General features: G+C 47.0%; 18 protein-coding genes. 5 read left to right on the top strand and 13 right to left on the bottom strand.

Annotated features, from left to right (window positions below; translation table 11 throughout):
- Window positions 1-60: 60 nt before the first annotated feature.
- Together G598_RS0105895 and motA are read right to left on the bottom strand one after the other, a co-directional pair.
- Entirely contained in the window at window positions 61-948 is an 888-nt protein-coding gene (locus tag G598_RS0105895; protein ID WP_026766156.1) for a flagellar motor protein MotB, read from the bottom strand.
- Window positions 949-952: 4 nt separating this feature from the next.
- Window positions 953-1,726 (bottom strand): flagellar motor stator protein MotA, encoded by a 774-nt coding sequence (gene motA / locus G598_RS0105890; protein WP_026766155.1) that lies wholly within the window; start codon window positions 1,724-1,726, stop codon window positions 953-955.
- 225 nt (window positions 1,727-1,951) lie between these two features.
- Here motA and G598_RS0105885 point away from each other — a divergent pair, with 225 nt between their 5' ends.
- Window positions 1,952-2,848 carry a LysR family transcriptional regulator gene (locus tag G598_RS0105885; protein ID WP_026766154.1) on the top strand — a complete coding sequence of 299 codons (897 nt, stop codon included), beginning with the start codon at window positions 1,952-1,954 and terminating at the stop codon, window positions 2,846-2,848.
- Window positions 2,849-2,909: 61 nt separating this feature from the next.
- Here the strand turns inward: G598_RS0105885 and G598_RS0105880 are convergent, their stop codons facing one another.
- Window positions 2,910-4,250, bottom strand: a complete 1,341-nt coding sequence (locus G598_RS0105880; RefSeq protein ID WP_026766153.1) for an anaerobic C4-dicarboxylate transporter — start codon at window positions 4,248-4,250, stop codon at window positions 2,910-2,912.
- A 432-nt stretch (window positions 4,251-4,682) separates the two neighbouring features.
- Here G598_RS0105880 and G598_RS0105875 point away from each other — a divergent pair, with 432 nt between their 5' ends.
- Entirely contained in the window at window positions 4,683-6,101 is a 1,419-nt protein-coding gene (locus G598_RS0105875; protein WP_026766152.1) for an alanine/glycine:cation symporter family protein, read from the top strand.
- A 66-nt stretch (window positions 6,102-6,167) separates the two neighbouring features.
- Here the strand turns inward: G598_RS0105875 and G598_RS0105870 are convergent, their stop codons facing one another.
- The 8 genes from G598_RS0105870 to G598_RS0105835 all read right to left on the bottom strand — a co-directional run bounded on the left by G598_RS0105870 (window position 6,168) and on the right by G598_RS0105835 (window position 14,558).
- Window positions 6,168-9,242 (bottom strand): efflux RND transporter permease subunit, encoded by a 3,075-nt coding sequence (locus G598_RS0105870; RefSeq protein ID WP_026766151.1) that lies wholly within the window; start codon window positions 9,240-9,242, stop codon window positions 6,168-6,170.
- Window positions 9,239-10,453, bottom strand: a complete 1,215-nt coding sequence (locus G598_RS0105865) for an efflux RND transporter periplasmic adaptor subunit (RefSeq protein ID WP_245582770.1) — start codon at window positions 10,451-10,453, stop codon at window positions 9,239-9,241. Before G598_RS0105865 ends, G598_RS0105870 begins: the two co-directional genes overlap by 4 nt.
- Before the next feature lie 80 nt (window positions 10,454-10,533).
- Complete coding sequence (locus G598_RS0105860) at window positions 10,534-10,974, bottom strand: hypothetical protein (protein ID WP_026766149.1); 441 nt, start codon at window positions 10,972-10,974, stop codon at window positions 10,534-10,536.
- A 72-nt stretch (window positions 10,975-11,046) separates the two neighbouring features.
- Window positions 11,047-12,366: a sensor histidine kinase gene (locus G598_RS0105855; protein ID WP_026766148.1), complete on the bottom strand. Its 1,320-nt coding sequence runs from the start codon at window positions 12,364-12,366 to the stop codon at window positions 11,047-11,049.
- Complete coding sequence (locus G598_RS0105850) at window positions 12,363-13,043, bottom strand: response regulator transcription factor (RefSeq protein ID WP_026766147.1); 681 nt, start codon at window positions 13,041-13,043, stop codon at window positions 12,363-12,365. The genes G598_RS0105855 and G598_RS0105850 overlap by 4 nt, the downstream gene beginning before the upstream one ends.
- 275 nt (window positions 13,044-13,318) lie before the next feature.
- Window positions 13,319-13,930 carry a glycoside hydrolase family 25 protein gene (locus G598_RS0105845; RefSeq protein WP_026766146.1) on the bottom strand — a complete coding sequence of 204 codons (612 nt, stop codon included), beginning with the start codon at window positions 13,928-13,930 and terminating at the stop codon, window positions 13,319-13,321.
- On the bottom strand, window positions 13,927-14,100 hold the full coding sequence (locus G598_RS19720) for a hypothetical protein (RefSeq protein ID WP_157833284.1): 174 nt from the start codon (window positions 14,098-14,100) through the stop codon (window positions 13,927-13,929). The genes G598_RS0105845 and G598_RS19720 overlap by 4 nt, the downstream gene beginning before the upstream one ends.
- The gene (locus tag G598_RS0105835) at window positions 14,097-14,558 is read right to left on the bottom strand and encodes a phage holin family protein (RefSeq protein WP_245582769.1); all 462 of its coding nucleotides are present in this window, start codon (window positions 14,556-14,558) and stop codon (window positions 14,097-14,099) included. Before G598_RS0105835 ends, G598_RS19720 begins: the two co-directional genes overlap by 4 nt.
- A 132-nt stretch (window positions 14,559-14,690) precedes the next feature.
- On the opposite strand from G598_RS0105835, the gene G598_RS0105830 reads away from it, so the two are divergent.
- Together G598_RS0105830 and G598_RS0105825 are read left to right on the top strand one after the other, a co-directional pair.
- Complete coding sequence (locus tag G598_RS0105830) at window positions 14,691-15,041, top strand: type II toxin-antitoxin system RelE/ParE family toxin (protein WP_026766144.1); 351 nt, start codon at window positions 14,691-14,693, stop codon at window positions 15,039-15,041.
- A 1-nt stretch (window position 15,042) separates the two neighbouring features.
- Complete coding sequence (locus G598_RS0105825; protein WP_026766143.1) at window positions 15,043-15,321, top strand: helix-turn-helix domain-containing protein; 279 nt, start codon at window positions 15,043-15,045, stop codon at window positions 15,319-15,321.
- 99 nt (window positions 15,322-15,420) lie between these two features.
- On the opposite strand, the gene G598_RS0105820 is transcribed toward G598_RS0105825, so the two are convergent.
- Both G598_RS0105820 and G598_RS0105815 read right to left on the bottom strand, forming a co-directional pair.
- Window positions 15,421-15,651: a hypothetical protein gene (locus tag G598_RS0105820; RefSeq protein WP_157833283.1), complete on the bottom strand. Its 231-nt coding sequence runs from the start codon at window positions 15,649-15,651 to the stop codon at window positions 15,421-15,423.
- Window positions 15,652-15,661: 10 nt separating this feature from the next.
- The gene (locus G598_RS0105815) at window positions 15,662-15,871 is read right to left on the bottom strand and encodes a hypothetical protein (protein WP_026766141.1); all 210 of its coding nucleotides are present in this window, start codon (window positions 15,869-15,871) and stop codon (window positions 15,662-15,664) included.
- A gap of 52 nt (window positions 15,872-15,923) precedes the next feature.
- Between G598_RS0105815 and G598_RS0105810 the strand changes: the two genes are divergently transcribed.
- Window positions 15,924-16,439, top strand: a complete 516-nt coding sequence (locus G598_RS0105810) for a hypothetical protein (RefSeq protein WP_026766140.1) — start codon at window positions 15,924-15,926, stop codon at window positions 16,437-16,439.
- The last annotated feature ends 32 nt before the right edge of the window (window positions 16,440-16,471 follow it).

Below are 16,471 nucleotides of genomic sequence, written 5' to 3'. Positions count from 1 at the left end.
TCCGCTCATATCCATTTGGACAATAATAAGCCGGCCTTTCAGCCGGCTGAATTTCATGAATTAAAACGACGTAGTTGCCATATTGCTGCTTGCTGTACCATTAGTAGACGGCGTTGCCGGTGTATTGCCGGTTCCGGAGGCAGGCATACCATCTGCTCCTGTATCTGGCGTGCTAACTTTTTTCCCGCCCGCAGGTTCTTCCGGATTAAACCGATAGTTACGGGCAATGAAGATTTCCACCCGCCGATTTTGCTGTCTGCCAGCATCCGTATTATTATCTGCAATAGGACGATATTCACTGTAACCAATAGCACTAAACCGCGCCGGATTAAGTGACTTCTCTGCAGCCAAAACAGCCTTCATAAGGGTCATCGCACGGGAAGCACTAAGCTCCCAATTGGACGGATACTGAGCCGTGCTTATGGGCACGTTATCCGTATGACCAGAAATAACAACCTTTTCCGGCATAGAAGCCAACATACCCGCTACTACCGGGACAATCGATCTAGCCTGTCCTACCAATTGGGCAGACCCCGAGGGAAACAAAGCCCGCTCCTTAATGCGAATCATCAGCCCCTCTTCTGCCAACTGTGTGCTCAGCTGATCCTCCAAATGATTTTCTTCAATGTATGCCTCTAACTTCTTCTGCAATTCTTCCAGCTGCATATTTTCCGCAAGATAGGCATGATTTCCCTGATCCTCATCTGACATAAGTTCTGAGCGCCGTCCAACATTAGGTCCAGCTTTGTCAAAGAACGATGGTCCCCCCATATTAAAGGCCGAGGAAAACGCTTGTGCCAAATCCGCCATCTTCTTCTGGTCAGTCTGTGAAATAGCAAATAGTGCGATAAACAGTGCCAAAAGCAGGGTCATCAGGTCAGAATATGGCAGGAGCCAAGGCTCACCTTCATGTTCTTCATGAGGCGGCTGATGTTTTTTTCTAGCCATCAAATCACTCCTTCTTCAACCCTTCACGTTCAGACGACGGAATGAATACCATCAGTTTTGCCTCAATTGCCGTAGGCGAGTCACCAGCCTGCAGGGAAAGAATCCCTTCAATGATCATACGCTTTTCGCTGACCTCTGCCTTAGACAAAAGTTTCAGCTTATTCGCCATAGGCAGATACACAACGTATGCGGTAAAAATACCCAGGATTGTAGCAACGAATGCTGCGGCGATAGCATGACCTAACTTATTAACGTCATTCAAGTTACCCAAGGCAGCGATAAGACCGATAACGGCGCCCAACACACCAAGGGTCGGAGCATAAAGGCCTGCCTGCTCAAGCATCGCACGCCCTTCGGCGTGACGCTCCTGCATGACAGCCAACTCTGCATCGAGTACATCACCAACGAACTCCGGGTCCATACCATCAATAACCATACCCAAACCTGTACGGAAGAACGGATCATCAATATCCTGCACCTTGCTTTCCAAAGCCAGAATACCTTCACGGCGGGCAATTTGGGAAAGTTCAATGAACATACTAAGCAAATCTGCTTTTTCATGAAGTGCTGGTTTGAAAAAAACCATCTTAATCAATTTGGGCAAATTTTTCAACTGGTTCATGTTGAAAGCTGTGAACAAGCAGGAAAACGTACCACAGATAATAATCAGGAATGCTGCCGGGTTGTTCAGTGAGCTAATCGGCGCGCCCTTGATAATCATACCTACGAATACGGAGATAAGACCACCTACCGCACCAATGACTGTTGAAATTTCCAAGATAAAAGCCCCCCTAACCTTCCTTTGCTAACGAAGGAACATCATCTATTTTTTGCATATACTTGTACATACTTATATAATTCCATGCCAAAAAGAAAAATCCTACTATCATCGCGGATTTTTTTTACTTTTTATAATAAATTTTTATTATTATATCATACATTCATCAAAAGTATGGTATAATAGGTGGGAATAAAACTAGTTTATAGAGAAAGAAGCGATACGATGGAACTAAGACAACTTGAATATTTCCAGATGGCCAGCCGTCTGCGGAATATCACCAGGGCTGCAGAACGCCTCCGTGTCTCCCAGCCCAACATCACCGTAGCGATTAAAAAGCTGGAGGCAGAACTGGGCATTCAGCTCTTTGACCGCAGCCAGAAACAGCTTTCCCTGACTCCGGAGGGAGCCGTCTTTCTCAATCGCGTAGAGCTGGCTCTGCGCAACATTCAGGATGCTGTGCTGGAAGTCAACGATTACAAGCAGCTCCAAAAGGGTACCATCAAAATCGGCATTCCTCCTATGATGGGCGCCTACCTCTTCCCCAAAATCTTCTCCAGTTTCCAGCGCCGTTATTCCCACTTGGAAATCTTCATGCATGAAGAAGGTTCCATGTCCATTCGCGAACAGCTGGAACGCGATGAACTGGACTTCGGCATCATCATCATTTCCGGTGCCAGCAACCACTTGCAGCTTCTGCCCATGACCAAGGATCAGATTGTCTGCTGTGTTCCCGAGGACAGCCCACTGGCAGCCAAGAAAAGCATTTCCCTCCACGACATTGCCGAAGAAAACATCATCATGCTGAAAGAAGGTTCTTTCCTGCGTCAGGCTATCCTGTCCCGGATGAAGGATGAAAACATCACGCCCAACATCGTACTGGAATCCAATCAGGTTGTTACCTTGAAAGGATTGGTTGCCAGTGGTGTCGGTATTGCCTTTCTGCTTAACATGGTAGTCGAAGATACGCCTGGTGTCAAGGCCATTCCTCTGTCCGACCCGCTCATTGTCGATGTCGGCCTTGCCTGGAAAAAAGACCGTTACATCTCAAAAGCAGCCCAATCCTTCATCGACTTCTGTAAGGATTTACTCAAGGAACGAAATGCCAAAGCAGCCAAATAAGTACAAGGCAAAAAATCGACGGTTCACATGAACCGCCGATTTTTTTTATGTTATTTTATCCTTACATCACGATATGTGCCATAACAAAGCCCATGCAGCAACCAGTTGCTACACCGATAAGGCCTGGAATCATAAAGCTGTGATTCAGAATGTACTTGCCGATGCGGGTAGTACCGGAACGGTCGAAGCCAATGCAGGCCAGGTCGGAAGGATAAGTCGGCAGGAAGAAGTAACCATAGCAGGCAGAGATAAAGGACATGATCATCACCGGGTCCATGCCTACAGACAGAGCCAGCGGCACAACGATGGCGATAGCTGCAGCCTGCGAGTTAACCAGCTTGGACGTCAGGAAGGCGATAATGGCATATGCCCAAGGATAAGCCGTTACGGCAGCACCCAGACTTTCCTTGAGGAAAGTCATATGTGCACCGAAGTAAGTGCTTGCCATCCAGGCAACGCCGTAAACGGATACGAGTGCAACGATACCAGAACGGAATACCTGACTGTTGCCCACATCCTTAGCCTTGATGTTACAGGTCAAAAGAATCATTGCTGCTACAAAAAGCATAACCATCTGGATGACCACCGTCATGGAGATAGGTTTCATAACGCCCTTGGCATTCGGGAAATGCGGCAGAAGATCCGGGAAATTGCCCAGGCAGGCAATAACGAGAATACCAGCAAAGAAAATGTACATTGCACGGTAGTAAGTGGCCGGCAGTTCCTTGTCCATCAGAGATTCCGTATCGCCATATACATAGTTGCGGTTTTCCGGGTCTTTGATGAATTCCTGGAAGCGTTCATCATCGGCCAGTTCCTTGCCACGGCGATAAGACCAAAGTGCACCGCAGAGCACACCAAAGCCTGTTGCTGGAATGGATACTGCCAAAATCTGAAGCACCGTATAATTGAAGTTATGTGCAGCAAAGAAGCCAACGATGGATACAACAGCTACCGATACAGGGGAAGCACAGATAGCCATCTGAGAAGCCACCGAAGCTACAGCCATCGGACGTTCCGGACGAATGTTCTGCTTGATGGCAATATCATAGATAATCGGGAACATGGTGTAAACCACGTGACCGGTACCGCAGAGCACCGTCAGGAACCAAGTCGTGAGCGGAGCAAAAATCGTAACCTGTTTCGGATTGCTGCGCAGGAATTTTTCTGCGTACTTCAGCATAACCGTAAGGCCGCCGGAAGTCTGCAGGAAACCGGCGCAGGTAACTACCGCCAAAATCGTAAGCATTACGTCAATGGGTGGTGAACCTGGTTTGTACTGAAATACAAACGTAAAAATGATGAGACCAATGCCACTGATAACTGCCAGGCCGATACCGCCGTGACGGACACCGAAAATCAAGCAGGCCAGGAGCACTACGAGACCTAATAACATTTCCATAATTATTAATCTCCCTTTCCTTAAAAAATCTCGTTAACAGATCATTTCCCCTTGTGGATTCTATTCGTCAAAGCTACGAAATCTCCTGCAACCGGCAAAAAAATTTCATAACTTTTCTAAATAATTCAATAACCCTAAAACCTGCTAACATCTGCTAATTATACTACAATGCAGATGTATTAGTAAATACTATTTATCATAAAATATTTTAATGATTATCTTTGTTTATGTTATTTTAATCTATATTAATAAATTATTGCAACTTGACATTTCTTAAACACTTTCGTTATAATAGCTATGTAATAAAAAGCATATTAACAGGCAATGGCGCCTTTTGCTTCTGCACATTCAAAGAACAGTGGGATATCTGTCTTTTTGACCATACAGAAGCAAAAGGTGTTTTATTTTACACGTAAAGAAAGAAGGTTATTTATGGAATTATTAAACTCTATTGTCGATGGCATCAATACCCTGCTATGGTCGTATGTCCTTATTGTTGTTCTCGTAGGCTCTGGGATTTATTTCACCCTGTCCACAAAATTCGTTCAGCTGCGTATGCTGCCGGAAATGGTCCGTCTGCTCACTGAAGGTGTCGGCGCAAAAACAAAGGGAAGTTCCGTTAACTCCTTCCAGGCTTTCTGTGTCAGCACCGCCTCCCGTGTAGGCGTGGGCAATATCGCCGGCGTAGCAATTGCTATCGTCACCGGCGGCCCCGGTGCAGTATTCTGGATGTGGGTTATCGCCTTCATCGGCGCTGCTACAGGCTTTGTCGAAAGTACGTTAGCACAGGTTTACAAGATTCAGCGTCCTGACGGCTCCTTCCATGGCGGCCCTGCTTACTACATCAAAAATGCCCTGCATCAGCCCGGCATTGCCAAGCTCTTTGCCGTGCTCTTATCCGTAACCTTCGGCCTTATCTACAATTCGGTACAGGCAAACACGATTGCCCTGTCCGCCTCCACGGCCTTTAATGTCCCCCAGTCGGTAACGGCAGGTGTCCTGGCATTCTTCACTGGTTTAGTAATCTGCGGTGGCGTGCAGCGCATTGCACAGGTAACCGAATTCCTCGTGCCCATCATGGCTGGCCTTTACATCCTCGTAGCCATTATTATCACCATCATGAATATTGACCAGGTTCCCGCTATGTTTGCCCTAATTCTCCATGACGCTTTCTCACCGCAGGCAGCTGTCGGCGGCGGTCTTGGCTCGGTTATTCTCACCGGCGTAAAGCGCGGCCTGTTCTCTAATGAAGCCGGTGAGGGTTCTGTACCGAATGCCGCCGCAACCGCCGATGTCAGTCACCCGGTAAAACAGGGCCTTATCCAATCCTTCGGTGTTTATGTCGATACCTGGCTGGTATGTTCTGCCACAGCGTTCATCGTCCTGCTGACCGGTCAGTACACTGTAGGAGGCGAGCTTACCGGTATTGCACTGGCACAGGCTTCTCTTGCCAGCATCTTCGGTGCTTCAGCTCCAGCCGCTGTCGCCTTCATGATTTTGTTGTTCGCCTTCAGTTCCATTGTCGGCAACTACTACTACAGCGAAATCAATATCGCCTTCTTTGAGGGAAATAGTAAAATGGGTTTGTACTTGTTCCGCGCTTTGGTTATCGGCATGGTCGTCTTCGGCAGCATGGCTGAACTTTCTTTGGTTTGGAACCTCGCTGACCTCTTCATGGGACTTCTCTGCCTGACCAACCTCTATGCCATCGCCCGCCTCTACAAATATGTACAGGTAACCTTCAACAGTTATCTGGAACAGAAAAAACAGGGCAATGCTGAACCCGTATTCGATCCAGCTATTCTCCCCAACGAACATGGTATTCATGCTTGGGGTGTAGATAAAGACTAACATCATAATCGTTCATAAAAAATCCCTGACAGCCATCGGTCTGTCAGGGATTTTTTCATCATTCTTTTAACTGCTGCAGCCCGATTCCTTTTTCTGATAAAAATACAGAAAGATAATAGGAATGACCAGCAAGGTAAATACCGTGGAGGTCAGCAGCCCGCCAATGATCACCCAGGCCATGGATACGCGGTTTTCGGCACCATCGGTCATCGCCAGCGCCATAGGCAGCATGCCCACCATCATGGTAATGGTTGTCATACAAATTGGCTTTAAGCGTACACAGCCAGCCTCCACAATGGCCTCCAGCGCCGTCCTCCCCCGATCCATCAGCGTCAGCGTATAGTCAATGAGCAAAGTGCCATTCTTCGCCACAATACCATCCATAACCAATATGCCAATCATCGAATAAATATTCAACGTGTTATGGGTCAGGAACAACAAGAGCACCGAGCCAATAAGCCCCAAAGGCAGGGAAAACATACGGATAAAAGGCGTCAGCACCGATTCATAGAGCACGGCCAGCAACATATAGATAAGCACCAATGCTAAAAATAAGGCACTGAGCAACTCACCGAACGTTTCATTCATACGGCTTGCCTGCCCCTTGAACCGATAGGTTACCCCTTCACCTAAGTCTGCTTCCTTCAAGGCTTTTTTTACCTCCTGCACCACATCTCCTACGGGACGCCCCCGTAAGTTTGCACCAATCTGGATGGAACGCTGCTTATCCACACGGCGAATACTGACCGGCCCCCGGCCATCTTTAATCTCCGCCACATCACCTAAGTAGGCCAGTTTGCCATTAGCCCAGACCGGAACTCGGGCCACATCGGAAGCATGATAGCCATCAGCCCCTTTAAAGCGCACTTTGATTTTGGTATCCTGTCCTCCATTCAACGGATCATTTTTCAATTCTCCAGCAGATAATCCTGAAATGGCCGAAGAAAACGCCGTGTCAACATCAGCCAGACTGGCCTCAAAAACCTTGAGTTTGTCCCGGTTGATTGTAAGCTGTAATTCCGGCATACCTTCCGTATAGGAACTGTTAACATCGCTTACGCCTTTGATATCGTGCCGCAGGATTTGTTCCACCTTATCCGAGGCCGCCATCAGTTCCTGCATGGAATTTCCCCGCAGTTCAACCTGCAAAGCACCGCCGCCTCCTCGACCACCGCTGGTACCAGCCATATTGGTCTGATTTTCCGTCACGCGTATTTCTGCGCCGGAAATCTTCTCAGCGTATTCCCGGACTTCCCGTGTGATTTCCCATACCGAACGGCTGCGCTCCCGCCGTCCTATAAGTTCCACCTTGATGCGGCCTTCATGCGCATTACTGCTCCCCCCGGCCTGCGTCATATAATACCTGACTTCAGGAATCTCAGCGAGCTTTTTTTCCAGTTGCAAAGCCACTTTATTTGGTTCTTCTGAAGAAGCCCGCACGGGGCATTGAATGTTGATGGTAAAACCGGATTCATCTGTCTGCGGCATGTATTCCATACCTACTGCCCCTAGCGGAATCAATGCCATAACAGCAGTAAATATGCCCAAAATCGTAAGCAAAAGTTTTTTTCGATGGCCCAAGCTCCAAAAGAGTACCTGCCGATAAAATCCGACCGCCCGTTCTTCCAATTTGTCCATAAACTGCCACAGAAAGCACTTATCCACATGATAACCGTTTTTGAAGAAACGAGAAGCCAACATCGGCGTCAACGTAAAGGACACAAACAGCGAAAAAGCTCCGGCAAAGACAATGGTCAGCCCAAACTGCCGAAAGAACTGCCCCGTCATTCCTTCCATAAAGGCAATAGGCATAAAAACCGCCGCATCACAAAGGGTAATGGCGATAGCAGCCATACCGATTTCCATACGCCCTTTTTCTGCTGCTTCCGCAGGTTCAGTACCGTTTTTGAGATAGCGGATAATATTTTCAAGCACCACGATGCTGTCATCGACTAAAATGCCCACACATAAGGTCATCCCCATCAACGACATCATATTGAAGGTAAAACCCGCCAGATACATGACGAAGAACGTGGCGATAAGCGAAGTAGGAATGGCAATCATAACCGCTGCCGTAGAGCGCCAGCCACGCAAAAAGAGAAATAGTACCAGTCCCGTGGTAATCAAACCTTCTACCAATGTTCCCAAGGTGTTATGCAGTGCAGTTTCTACATAGTTTGCATCATTAGAAACCACAATAAACTGGTAATCCGGATAGTCACGACGAAGTTTTTCTACCGCTTTCAGGATATTGTCTGCTGTCTTCACCACATTGGCATCGCTGTTCTTATAAATCAAAACATTGATTGCCGGTTCGCCATTCAACCGCCCATAACGCTGCTGACGGGCGTCCTGCTCCCTTATATCTGCCACTGCAGTCAGGGGAATCAGTTCTCCGCTGCTATTCTGCACCCGTACTTTTTCAATATCCGCAGCCTTACGGTATTCGGCCACCACGCGCACATCGGATTTTGTCGTTTCCGTGTATATTGGTCCGGACGGCAGCAGCTGGTTTTCATTGCGGATAGCACTGGCAATCTTAGGCAAAGTTAGCTTATAAGCAGTTAATTTTTCCCGGTCTGCCTCCACAGCCACCTCTTTATCACGGCCGCCATGCAGCTCGATTTCCGACACACCACCTGCCTGCTGTAAAACATCTTGAAAGACATTTTCCGTCATGGAATAGGTATCTCCCAGTCCATGCTGACTCATAACCGCCAGTTCCATGATGGGTTTGGCATTGATATCCCGTTTAATCACGACGGGAGCATCGGCCTCATCGGGTAATTTGTTTTTAATGGCCTCCACCTTTTTGGTTGCTTCGATAGCCGCCATATCTGCGTCCGCATCAAAATTCAGTTCCATCATCACACGGCCACGCTCATAACTGGCCACAGATGTAATGGTCTTGACGTTGGACACAGAAGAAACTGCATTCTCCACCGGTTTGATGATTTCCTGCTCCACAGATTCCGCACTGGCTCCAGGATATTTTACCGTAACCGTTACATAGGGCGTATTCAAAGCTGGCAAAAGTTCCACACCGATGCGGTAATAACTGTATAAGCCCAGTACTACGAAAAACGCCACAATCATGGATATGCCCACGGGGCGCTGAATGGATAAACGGGTGATGTTCATGTTTCCGTCACCTTGACTTTCATGCCGTCCTGCAATTTATCCTGATTCGTTAGAATTATTTTTTCACCTTCAGCAATTCCCTCCAAAATTTCCTCGGACGTATCATTGAGCAGACCGATTTTCACCACACGTTTCTTCACCGTGCCATCTTCCAGCAGCACAAACACATACTGCTCGCCATTGCGTGTCATTACTGCTGACTGTGGTACAAAAATCGTTTGCGCGCGCTGCAGAATATCCACAGCCGTATGGGCAAACAGTCCAGCCTTGACCTGACTGTCCGGATTATCCAACGAAATCCTTACCTTGTAACTCTTGCTATCTGCATCCATAGACGGACTTACAAAGATAATTTTACCAGCGTAATCACGCCCCAATGCGTCTATAGTGATGATGACCCCCATTCCGGCCTGCAAAATTGCGGCATCATTTTCGCCGATGCTGCAATCTACATTGATATGACTTGTATCCACTAGCGTGAACGCTTTTGCCCCAGCGGCAGCCAGTGCTCCGACCTCAGCCTCCCGATAAGCAATCACACCACTGCGCGGTGCCCGTAAAATCATATCTGTCCGCTGTTTTTCCAATGCCTCAGTCGCACGTTCCTGCTTGACCGCAGTCAACTCCTTAGATTCTATGGCAGCAGCCATACCTCCTGCCTGCTGATTGGCCAGCACTTCATAAGCAGCTTTTGCCGCACTGTATTCAGCTGCTACACTGTCCAGCGTATCCTGGGATATTGCGCCAATGGAAAAAAGATATTTTTGGCGCTCATATTTTGCCTGTGCCAGTTCAAACGTATTTTTTTTACTGATGATATTGGCATTATAAGCGGCAGCCGCCTCACGTGCATCTGCCCTGGCCGCACCGGCAGCCGCAGAATTCTGCGCTATAGAGATATCCAAATCTGCCAAGTCCTGAACCATGAGTATCTGTCCTTCTTCCACCCAGTCCCCCAGGTCTGCATAAACAGCCGTGATACGACCATTGTACTTAGGCGCAAGATTGATGCTGGCATCTGCTGTGGTTTGGCCGGACAGGACAATGTGCCGTCCCATATCCGCACGTATAACTTCCTGCACCTGAACTACAGGCATATTCCGGCTCACGTTCTGTCCGTTTTCCTTCCCCAATCCCATATAAAAATAAAGTGCTATGGCCAACAGGAAAAAGCATATCCCTACAGCTGCCATTTTTTGCCGTTTCGTCATAACTGTAAATTTATGGCGCATGTTCATCCTCATTTCTATGGCAAAAATCGCTGACGAACGCTATGTCCATCAGCGATTACTTATTTTATCACCTTAAAATTTTTCAGCAGTTTCTTCTTTTCTTCTTCGGAAAGTGAGGAAGATTTATTTTCGCCTTTCACCATCTGCAACTGTACTTTTTTCACTTCCGGCTGCCGCTTGGCAGAAGGCACCACTGTTTTTATCCGGGTTTCCTTTTGCAAGAGTTCTGCCATATTAAGCTCGTCCAGCGCTTCCTTTAGATAGCCGCGATTGCGGGCTTTACGCAGACGGTAGGCCATCACAACTGCCGCATCATCCTGCAGTTCCAGGAGACTGCCTTTGGTGAGTTTTTCTTCATCTATGTATTTCGCCAAACCGACCCGTTCCAAATATTTGGCCAGGTTACCGCGAAAATACGCCAGCCGCATGCGTTCTTCCAACCGCATAGCCGCCCGCACCAGTATGGAATCCAAGCGCTCATCCAGCCCTGAATGTTTCATGCACATCCCCCCGGAAATTTCCTTCATTACAGATTATAATTCGTTACTTGCAGAAAATTTCCTGCTTTTAAATTAAAACATATGCAAATTTTTGCCACGATTTTTGCTTTTTAACGTAACCAGAAAGGTTGTTCCCTTTCCCAGTTCACTCTCAATGGCAATCCTGCCATGATGTAATTCAACGATTTCCTGCGCGATCGCGAGTCCCAAGCCATTGCCGCCCATTTCCCGGGAACGCGCCTTATCCACCCGGTAGAAGCGGTCAAAGATTTTTTCCTGGTCTTCCTTGGCAATGCCAATGCCATTATCCTGCACGGCCAAAGTTACCTTGCCTTTCTCGGCAGACCGGAAATCCACTGTAACCTTGCCCCCGTCCTGCGTGTACTTCACCGCGTTATCGACCAGAATCAACACGAGCTGGCGGATTTTCTGCTCGTCAGCCTGAATAATGGTTTTCGGCAGATTATCGGCGGCAATGGCAATATGCTTCTGCTCCGCCAAAGGCTGCATCATGCGAGCCGTCTGCGCCACTACCGCCCCCAAATCAAATTTGGAAGTCTTTAGCTTCAACGCCTTGTTATCACTGCGGGCCACTACCAGCAAGTCATTGACGAGTTTGGTCATTTTCTTGACTTCATCGCGGACGTCTTCCACGACCTGTTTCAAGAAGGGCGATTTTATCTCCGGGTCATTCTGCAGGATTTCCGCCGAAGCCATCACGACCGCCAGCGGCGTACGCAATTCGTGGGAGGCATCGGCAGCAAACTGCCGCTGTTTTTCATAGGCCGCTTTCAGCGGCACCATGGCCTTTCCGGAAAGGATATGCCCGACTATCGTCGCGATAACCAGTGCCAACAGCCCCAGCCCCGCCATAATACTCGTGGCCTTTTCCATGCCACTATACAGCGCGGTAACATCCTTGCCCACATAGACCATCTGCACCTTGCCATTTGCCTCGATGATTTTTTGCGTGGTCATCATAATTTCCGACTTATGCCCGTTTTCCTTGGGCTTCGTCACGACTACAACATCCCCTTCGGGAGCTGTCCACTGCGACATCACATCGAGAATAAACGGCTCAATGCGGAAAGAAGCGCGGGAAAAGTTCAATAGTCTGCCATCTTCATCAAAGACATAGAAGAATAGCCGGTCATTAGTGTTCTTATAGGCCAGCGTATCATCAATCACGAGTTCCGGATGCTGATTGAGATACTTCTGCGCTTCCGCTACATTATCTGCCGTATCCCAAAGCTCCCTTGCCTGCTCGGAACGAATCGACCAGTCCATCGACTGATGCATCGCAAAAATCAAAATGGCGAGGAAAATAATCATCACCAAGGAATAGAGCATCGTGAGCCGCTTGCGGCTTTTGCCAAAGAGATTTTCGGTCACTGCCCGCCAACCTCCAGCTTATAGCCAATGCCCCGGACGGTCTTAATGGCGGTTTCTCCGTCTCCTAAATCCAGTTTTTTCCGCAAAATCTTGATATAGGAATCGATATTATTGGAACTGACATCTGCTTCCATACCCCAGATGCGGTCAAGCAGAATGTCACGCGGCACCACAATGCCCAAATTCTGTACCAACAAGTCAAAAATCTGAAACTCTCGCGGTGAAAGCTGAATGACTTCATCCTTTTTCTTCAGCACCTTCGTCGTGCGGTTCAGCGTAAATTCGCCCACTTCCACCTTGTCCTGCTGAATCTGCTGCGTGCTGCGTCGCCCTAAAGCCCGCAAACGCGCCATGAGTTCAGCAAATTCAAAGGGCTTCACCAAATAATCATCTGCCCCAGCATCTAGTCCCGATACCCGGTCTTCCACCGAATCGCGAGCCGTCAGCATTAAAATTGCCTTGGCATACCCCTCACTGCGCAGCCGCTTACAGATATCAATGCCGTTTTCCCCCGGCATCATCCAGTCGAGAATCAGGATATCATAATCGGTGTACATGGCGTACTCATAGACTTCACTGCCATTAGTCACCCAGTCAGCCTTTATCTTATTCTGCTCCAGCATATATTGCACTAACTTGCCTAAGCGTCGGTCATCTTCTGCCAATAAAACACGCATAACCGCACCTCCAAATTCATATTTCCTTATCTATTATAAGCATGTTTTCTTGAAAATCCAATGAAAGGGACAAGAATTTTTTGCAGGCAAGAAATGTTTTTAAGCCTTTATCACTCTAAGCCTAACAAATTTTCACTTTTTAGCGTATTTTAAAGTAATTAGGTGTTTTTGATGACAAATGCAGACAAGCCGCAGACAAAAATAGGCCCATACCAGCATATCACAGCTGGTATGGGCCTTTACTTGCTTTAACTCAATAACGAATTGTTATCGAGTTAATCCTCATAGTAGATATTGGCATCATACCCGAAGCCATCCAGATTGTCCGTGAACTGGTGCATCCGGATGATGTTATCCGGATATTCCTCTTTGAGATAATCCCGGCAGGCCGTCTCGAAGGTGTTTCCGCTGCCATAGTTGGCCACCCAGTACGGCACGTAATCGGGCAAATCCGCAATCCGGATGTAATGGCTCCCTTCAGCGCTCAGCCAGTTCCAGCTGGCGTAGATTCCATTATACTGATGTCCATAATCGGTCAACCGATTGATGAACGCCCGGCAGCACTCCGTTACATCGCCGTTGAGCATCCGCTTGCTTTCCGCATCGTACCAGATTCCCAGGGGCGGAGTCTCCCCGCGCAGATATTCTTCCAGCCATGCGGCCACCTGGTCAGCCTCGTCCACAGCTTCATCGTAGGTGCACGCATGGGCAAAGTAGTACACACCATACTGCAGGCCGTATTCCACGGCTTTATTGATATGGTCGATAAACATATCATCAAGATGGGCATGTTCTCCAATTTTTAGGATAACGCCTTCAATGCTAGCGTCCTTGACGGCCTGCCAGTCTACATTTTCCTGCCATGCACTGATATCAATTACCTTCATTTGTGCTTTACTCCCTTCTTATCCGGCCTGTAATTTCTCGGAAACGGGCACATCTCAAATAGGCTGTACTCCATCTCCTGCACCTGCCCCACATAAAAGCCTTGCCGCCTTGCTACATAAGCAAAGGCGGCAAATTTGTTGTATAGTTCTGTCCATGCTAAGCCATTCATTTCTCCCCCTTGTTCTCCCGCGCTTTCTTTTCACGAGACAGTTGTTCCAAAGAATTCAGGATAAACGATGGAATCGGCACTCCGACTTTGGCCGCATTTTCCGTAATCGACAAACCTTCATTGGCTATATAAAAGAAGGTTGTCATGGTGCAAATCTCATGTATGCTTAGTGCCCTATCCATTTCATTCGCCATCACCACCAAAAGAAATATGAAAACCTTTCGGGCAATGCCGATAAAGCCCTTCTTGCTGTTGGCGGCTAATTCTGGATTGATAAAAGCCGCCAGTACGCCACTGGCATAGTCAATGACCATCATCACAACGAGAACTTCGGTCATATTATTCCACGCGCCCCAAATATGACTGGCCAATATCCCAAAAGCCCCCACCACAGCTCCCCACATGGCTTCCAAGCGTACGGGAACCATCGATTTGAAAATCTCTGTAAATATATTCAAATTGAATTCCTCCTATCAAAAAAGCGGCTATTTTCGCCGCCTCTCTTTGCATTTAATACATTCCCCTTGACAATATAGGATTTATCCTATATTCTATTGATATAGGATAAAACACATATTTAAGGAGTCCGTATGTCTGATTTTCAAGTTGAGTTTTATACCCTCCCTAACGGCGATAAACCTGCTAAAGATTTTGTCCTCGGGCTGGACAAGAAAATGCGTGCAAAAATGCTTCGCACCATTGAAACACTGGAAGATAAAGGTAATCTCCTTCGTGAGCCCTACTCCAAGCATTTGGACGACGGTATCTTTGAACTACGTGCCAAAGTCGGCAGTGACATTTCCCGCGTTATGTATTTCTTTGTGTTAAATCATGAAATCATTTTAACGCATGGCTTCGTCAAAAAATCTCAGAAAACGCCGAAAGGCGAAATTGACCGCGCCAAGAAGTATCGTAAGGATTATCTGGAAAGGAAGAAGTAAAATGAGCGAGTTTCGTGAATTTCTCAATGAGCAACTAAAAGACCCTGAACTCAAGGCTGAATATGATGCCTTGGAGCCGGAATTTGCCATCATCCGCGCCATGATTGATGCACGAGAACGACAAGGCATCACGCAAAAAGAGTTAGCTGCTCGTACTGGCATTGCCCAGGCTGATATCAGCAAATTAGAAAACGGCAATGCCAATCCATCCATCAGGACACTTAAACGCCTTGCCTCCGGTCTTGGCTGCCGCTTGAAAATTGAATTTGCCACACTTTAAATCAAAAGCCTGCTAAGACATATCGGCAGGCTTTTAATTTACAAATTAATGTAAACTACAGACTGCGCTACCGTATTTATGATTTCCATTTTGACCACCTCAATCGTATTCATCATCATCGACTGCATCTTCATCAAAAACCAACACTTTATCGCCCTTTACCCATCCCAATTTTCTTTCCCACCCATCTTCATACCAATCTTCTTTCTTTTCCAGAACTATCATATTCTCCTCTATCGAGCCAACGCAGCAACCAACGTCATGAATGAGGACAACCTCTAAATCATCATCATATTTTAGCAACACTTCTCTTAACTCTTTGACCGTCATTTTGACCACCCTAATCTTCATTATCAGCATCTGTATCAATGAATAAAATGCGCTCACCTAATCGTTTACTTTCGTGGGTATACACCATCTTTTTCGTTATGTTTGATATACATACGCACTCGTAACCAATTATGACCTTCAATGAATCATCATACTGTGAAAGCAGTTCCCTTAGTTCTTTTACAGTTAGGGTTACTTTTTCACATTTTTTATTAGTCATTTCTATTTCCTCCTTATTTTGATATACTTACCTCGAAAGGAGGTGATTCCAAATGGATGAGTTACTTCGTCAGATAGCTGTAACCCTAAATCAACAACTATACTTCGTTGCACTACAGTCCACACTCACCTTGCCAGCCATATGCGCACAGCTAGAAGGAGGTTATGGAGATTACGACAGAGAAAGGTATAAGGAGTGGTATAACAAGCACGTTTCACCGCAACATCTTACAGCAGAAGAATGCTATGATTTTAGATGCTCGATGATACATGAAGGCAACGCATTCGCAAAAGCTAGGGAATCTGAAACGTATAAACGTAGAATCCTGTTCGTTTACCCTAACCCAATGATAAAGATAGACAACACTAGGTTCTACGGCATGAATCCTGCTGATAATGCTGTCTGTATTGATGTTCTTGATTTTTGCCATGACATGATGAACTCGGTAAAAATCTGGAACGACAAGGTTAAAAACAGCCCTAACTATCAGAAGAACTACGACAAATTCTTCAAGCTTCACATGAACGGTATACCACATCTCATTGAAGGGTTACTCGTAATCGGCTAACAGTCAGCCCACCATACCGCAAATATGGTGGG

The sequence above is a fragment of the Selenomonas ruminantium subsp. ruminantium ATCC 12561 genome (genome assembly GCF_000424065.1).
Taxonomy (GTDB): domain Bacteria; phylum Bacillota; class Negativicutes; order Selenomonadales; family Selenomonadaceae; genus Selenomonas_A; species Selenomonas_A ruminantium.
This window is presented reverse-complemented; position numbering and strand designations above follow the sequence as displayed.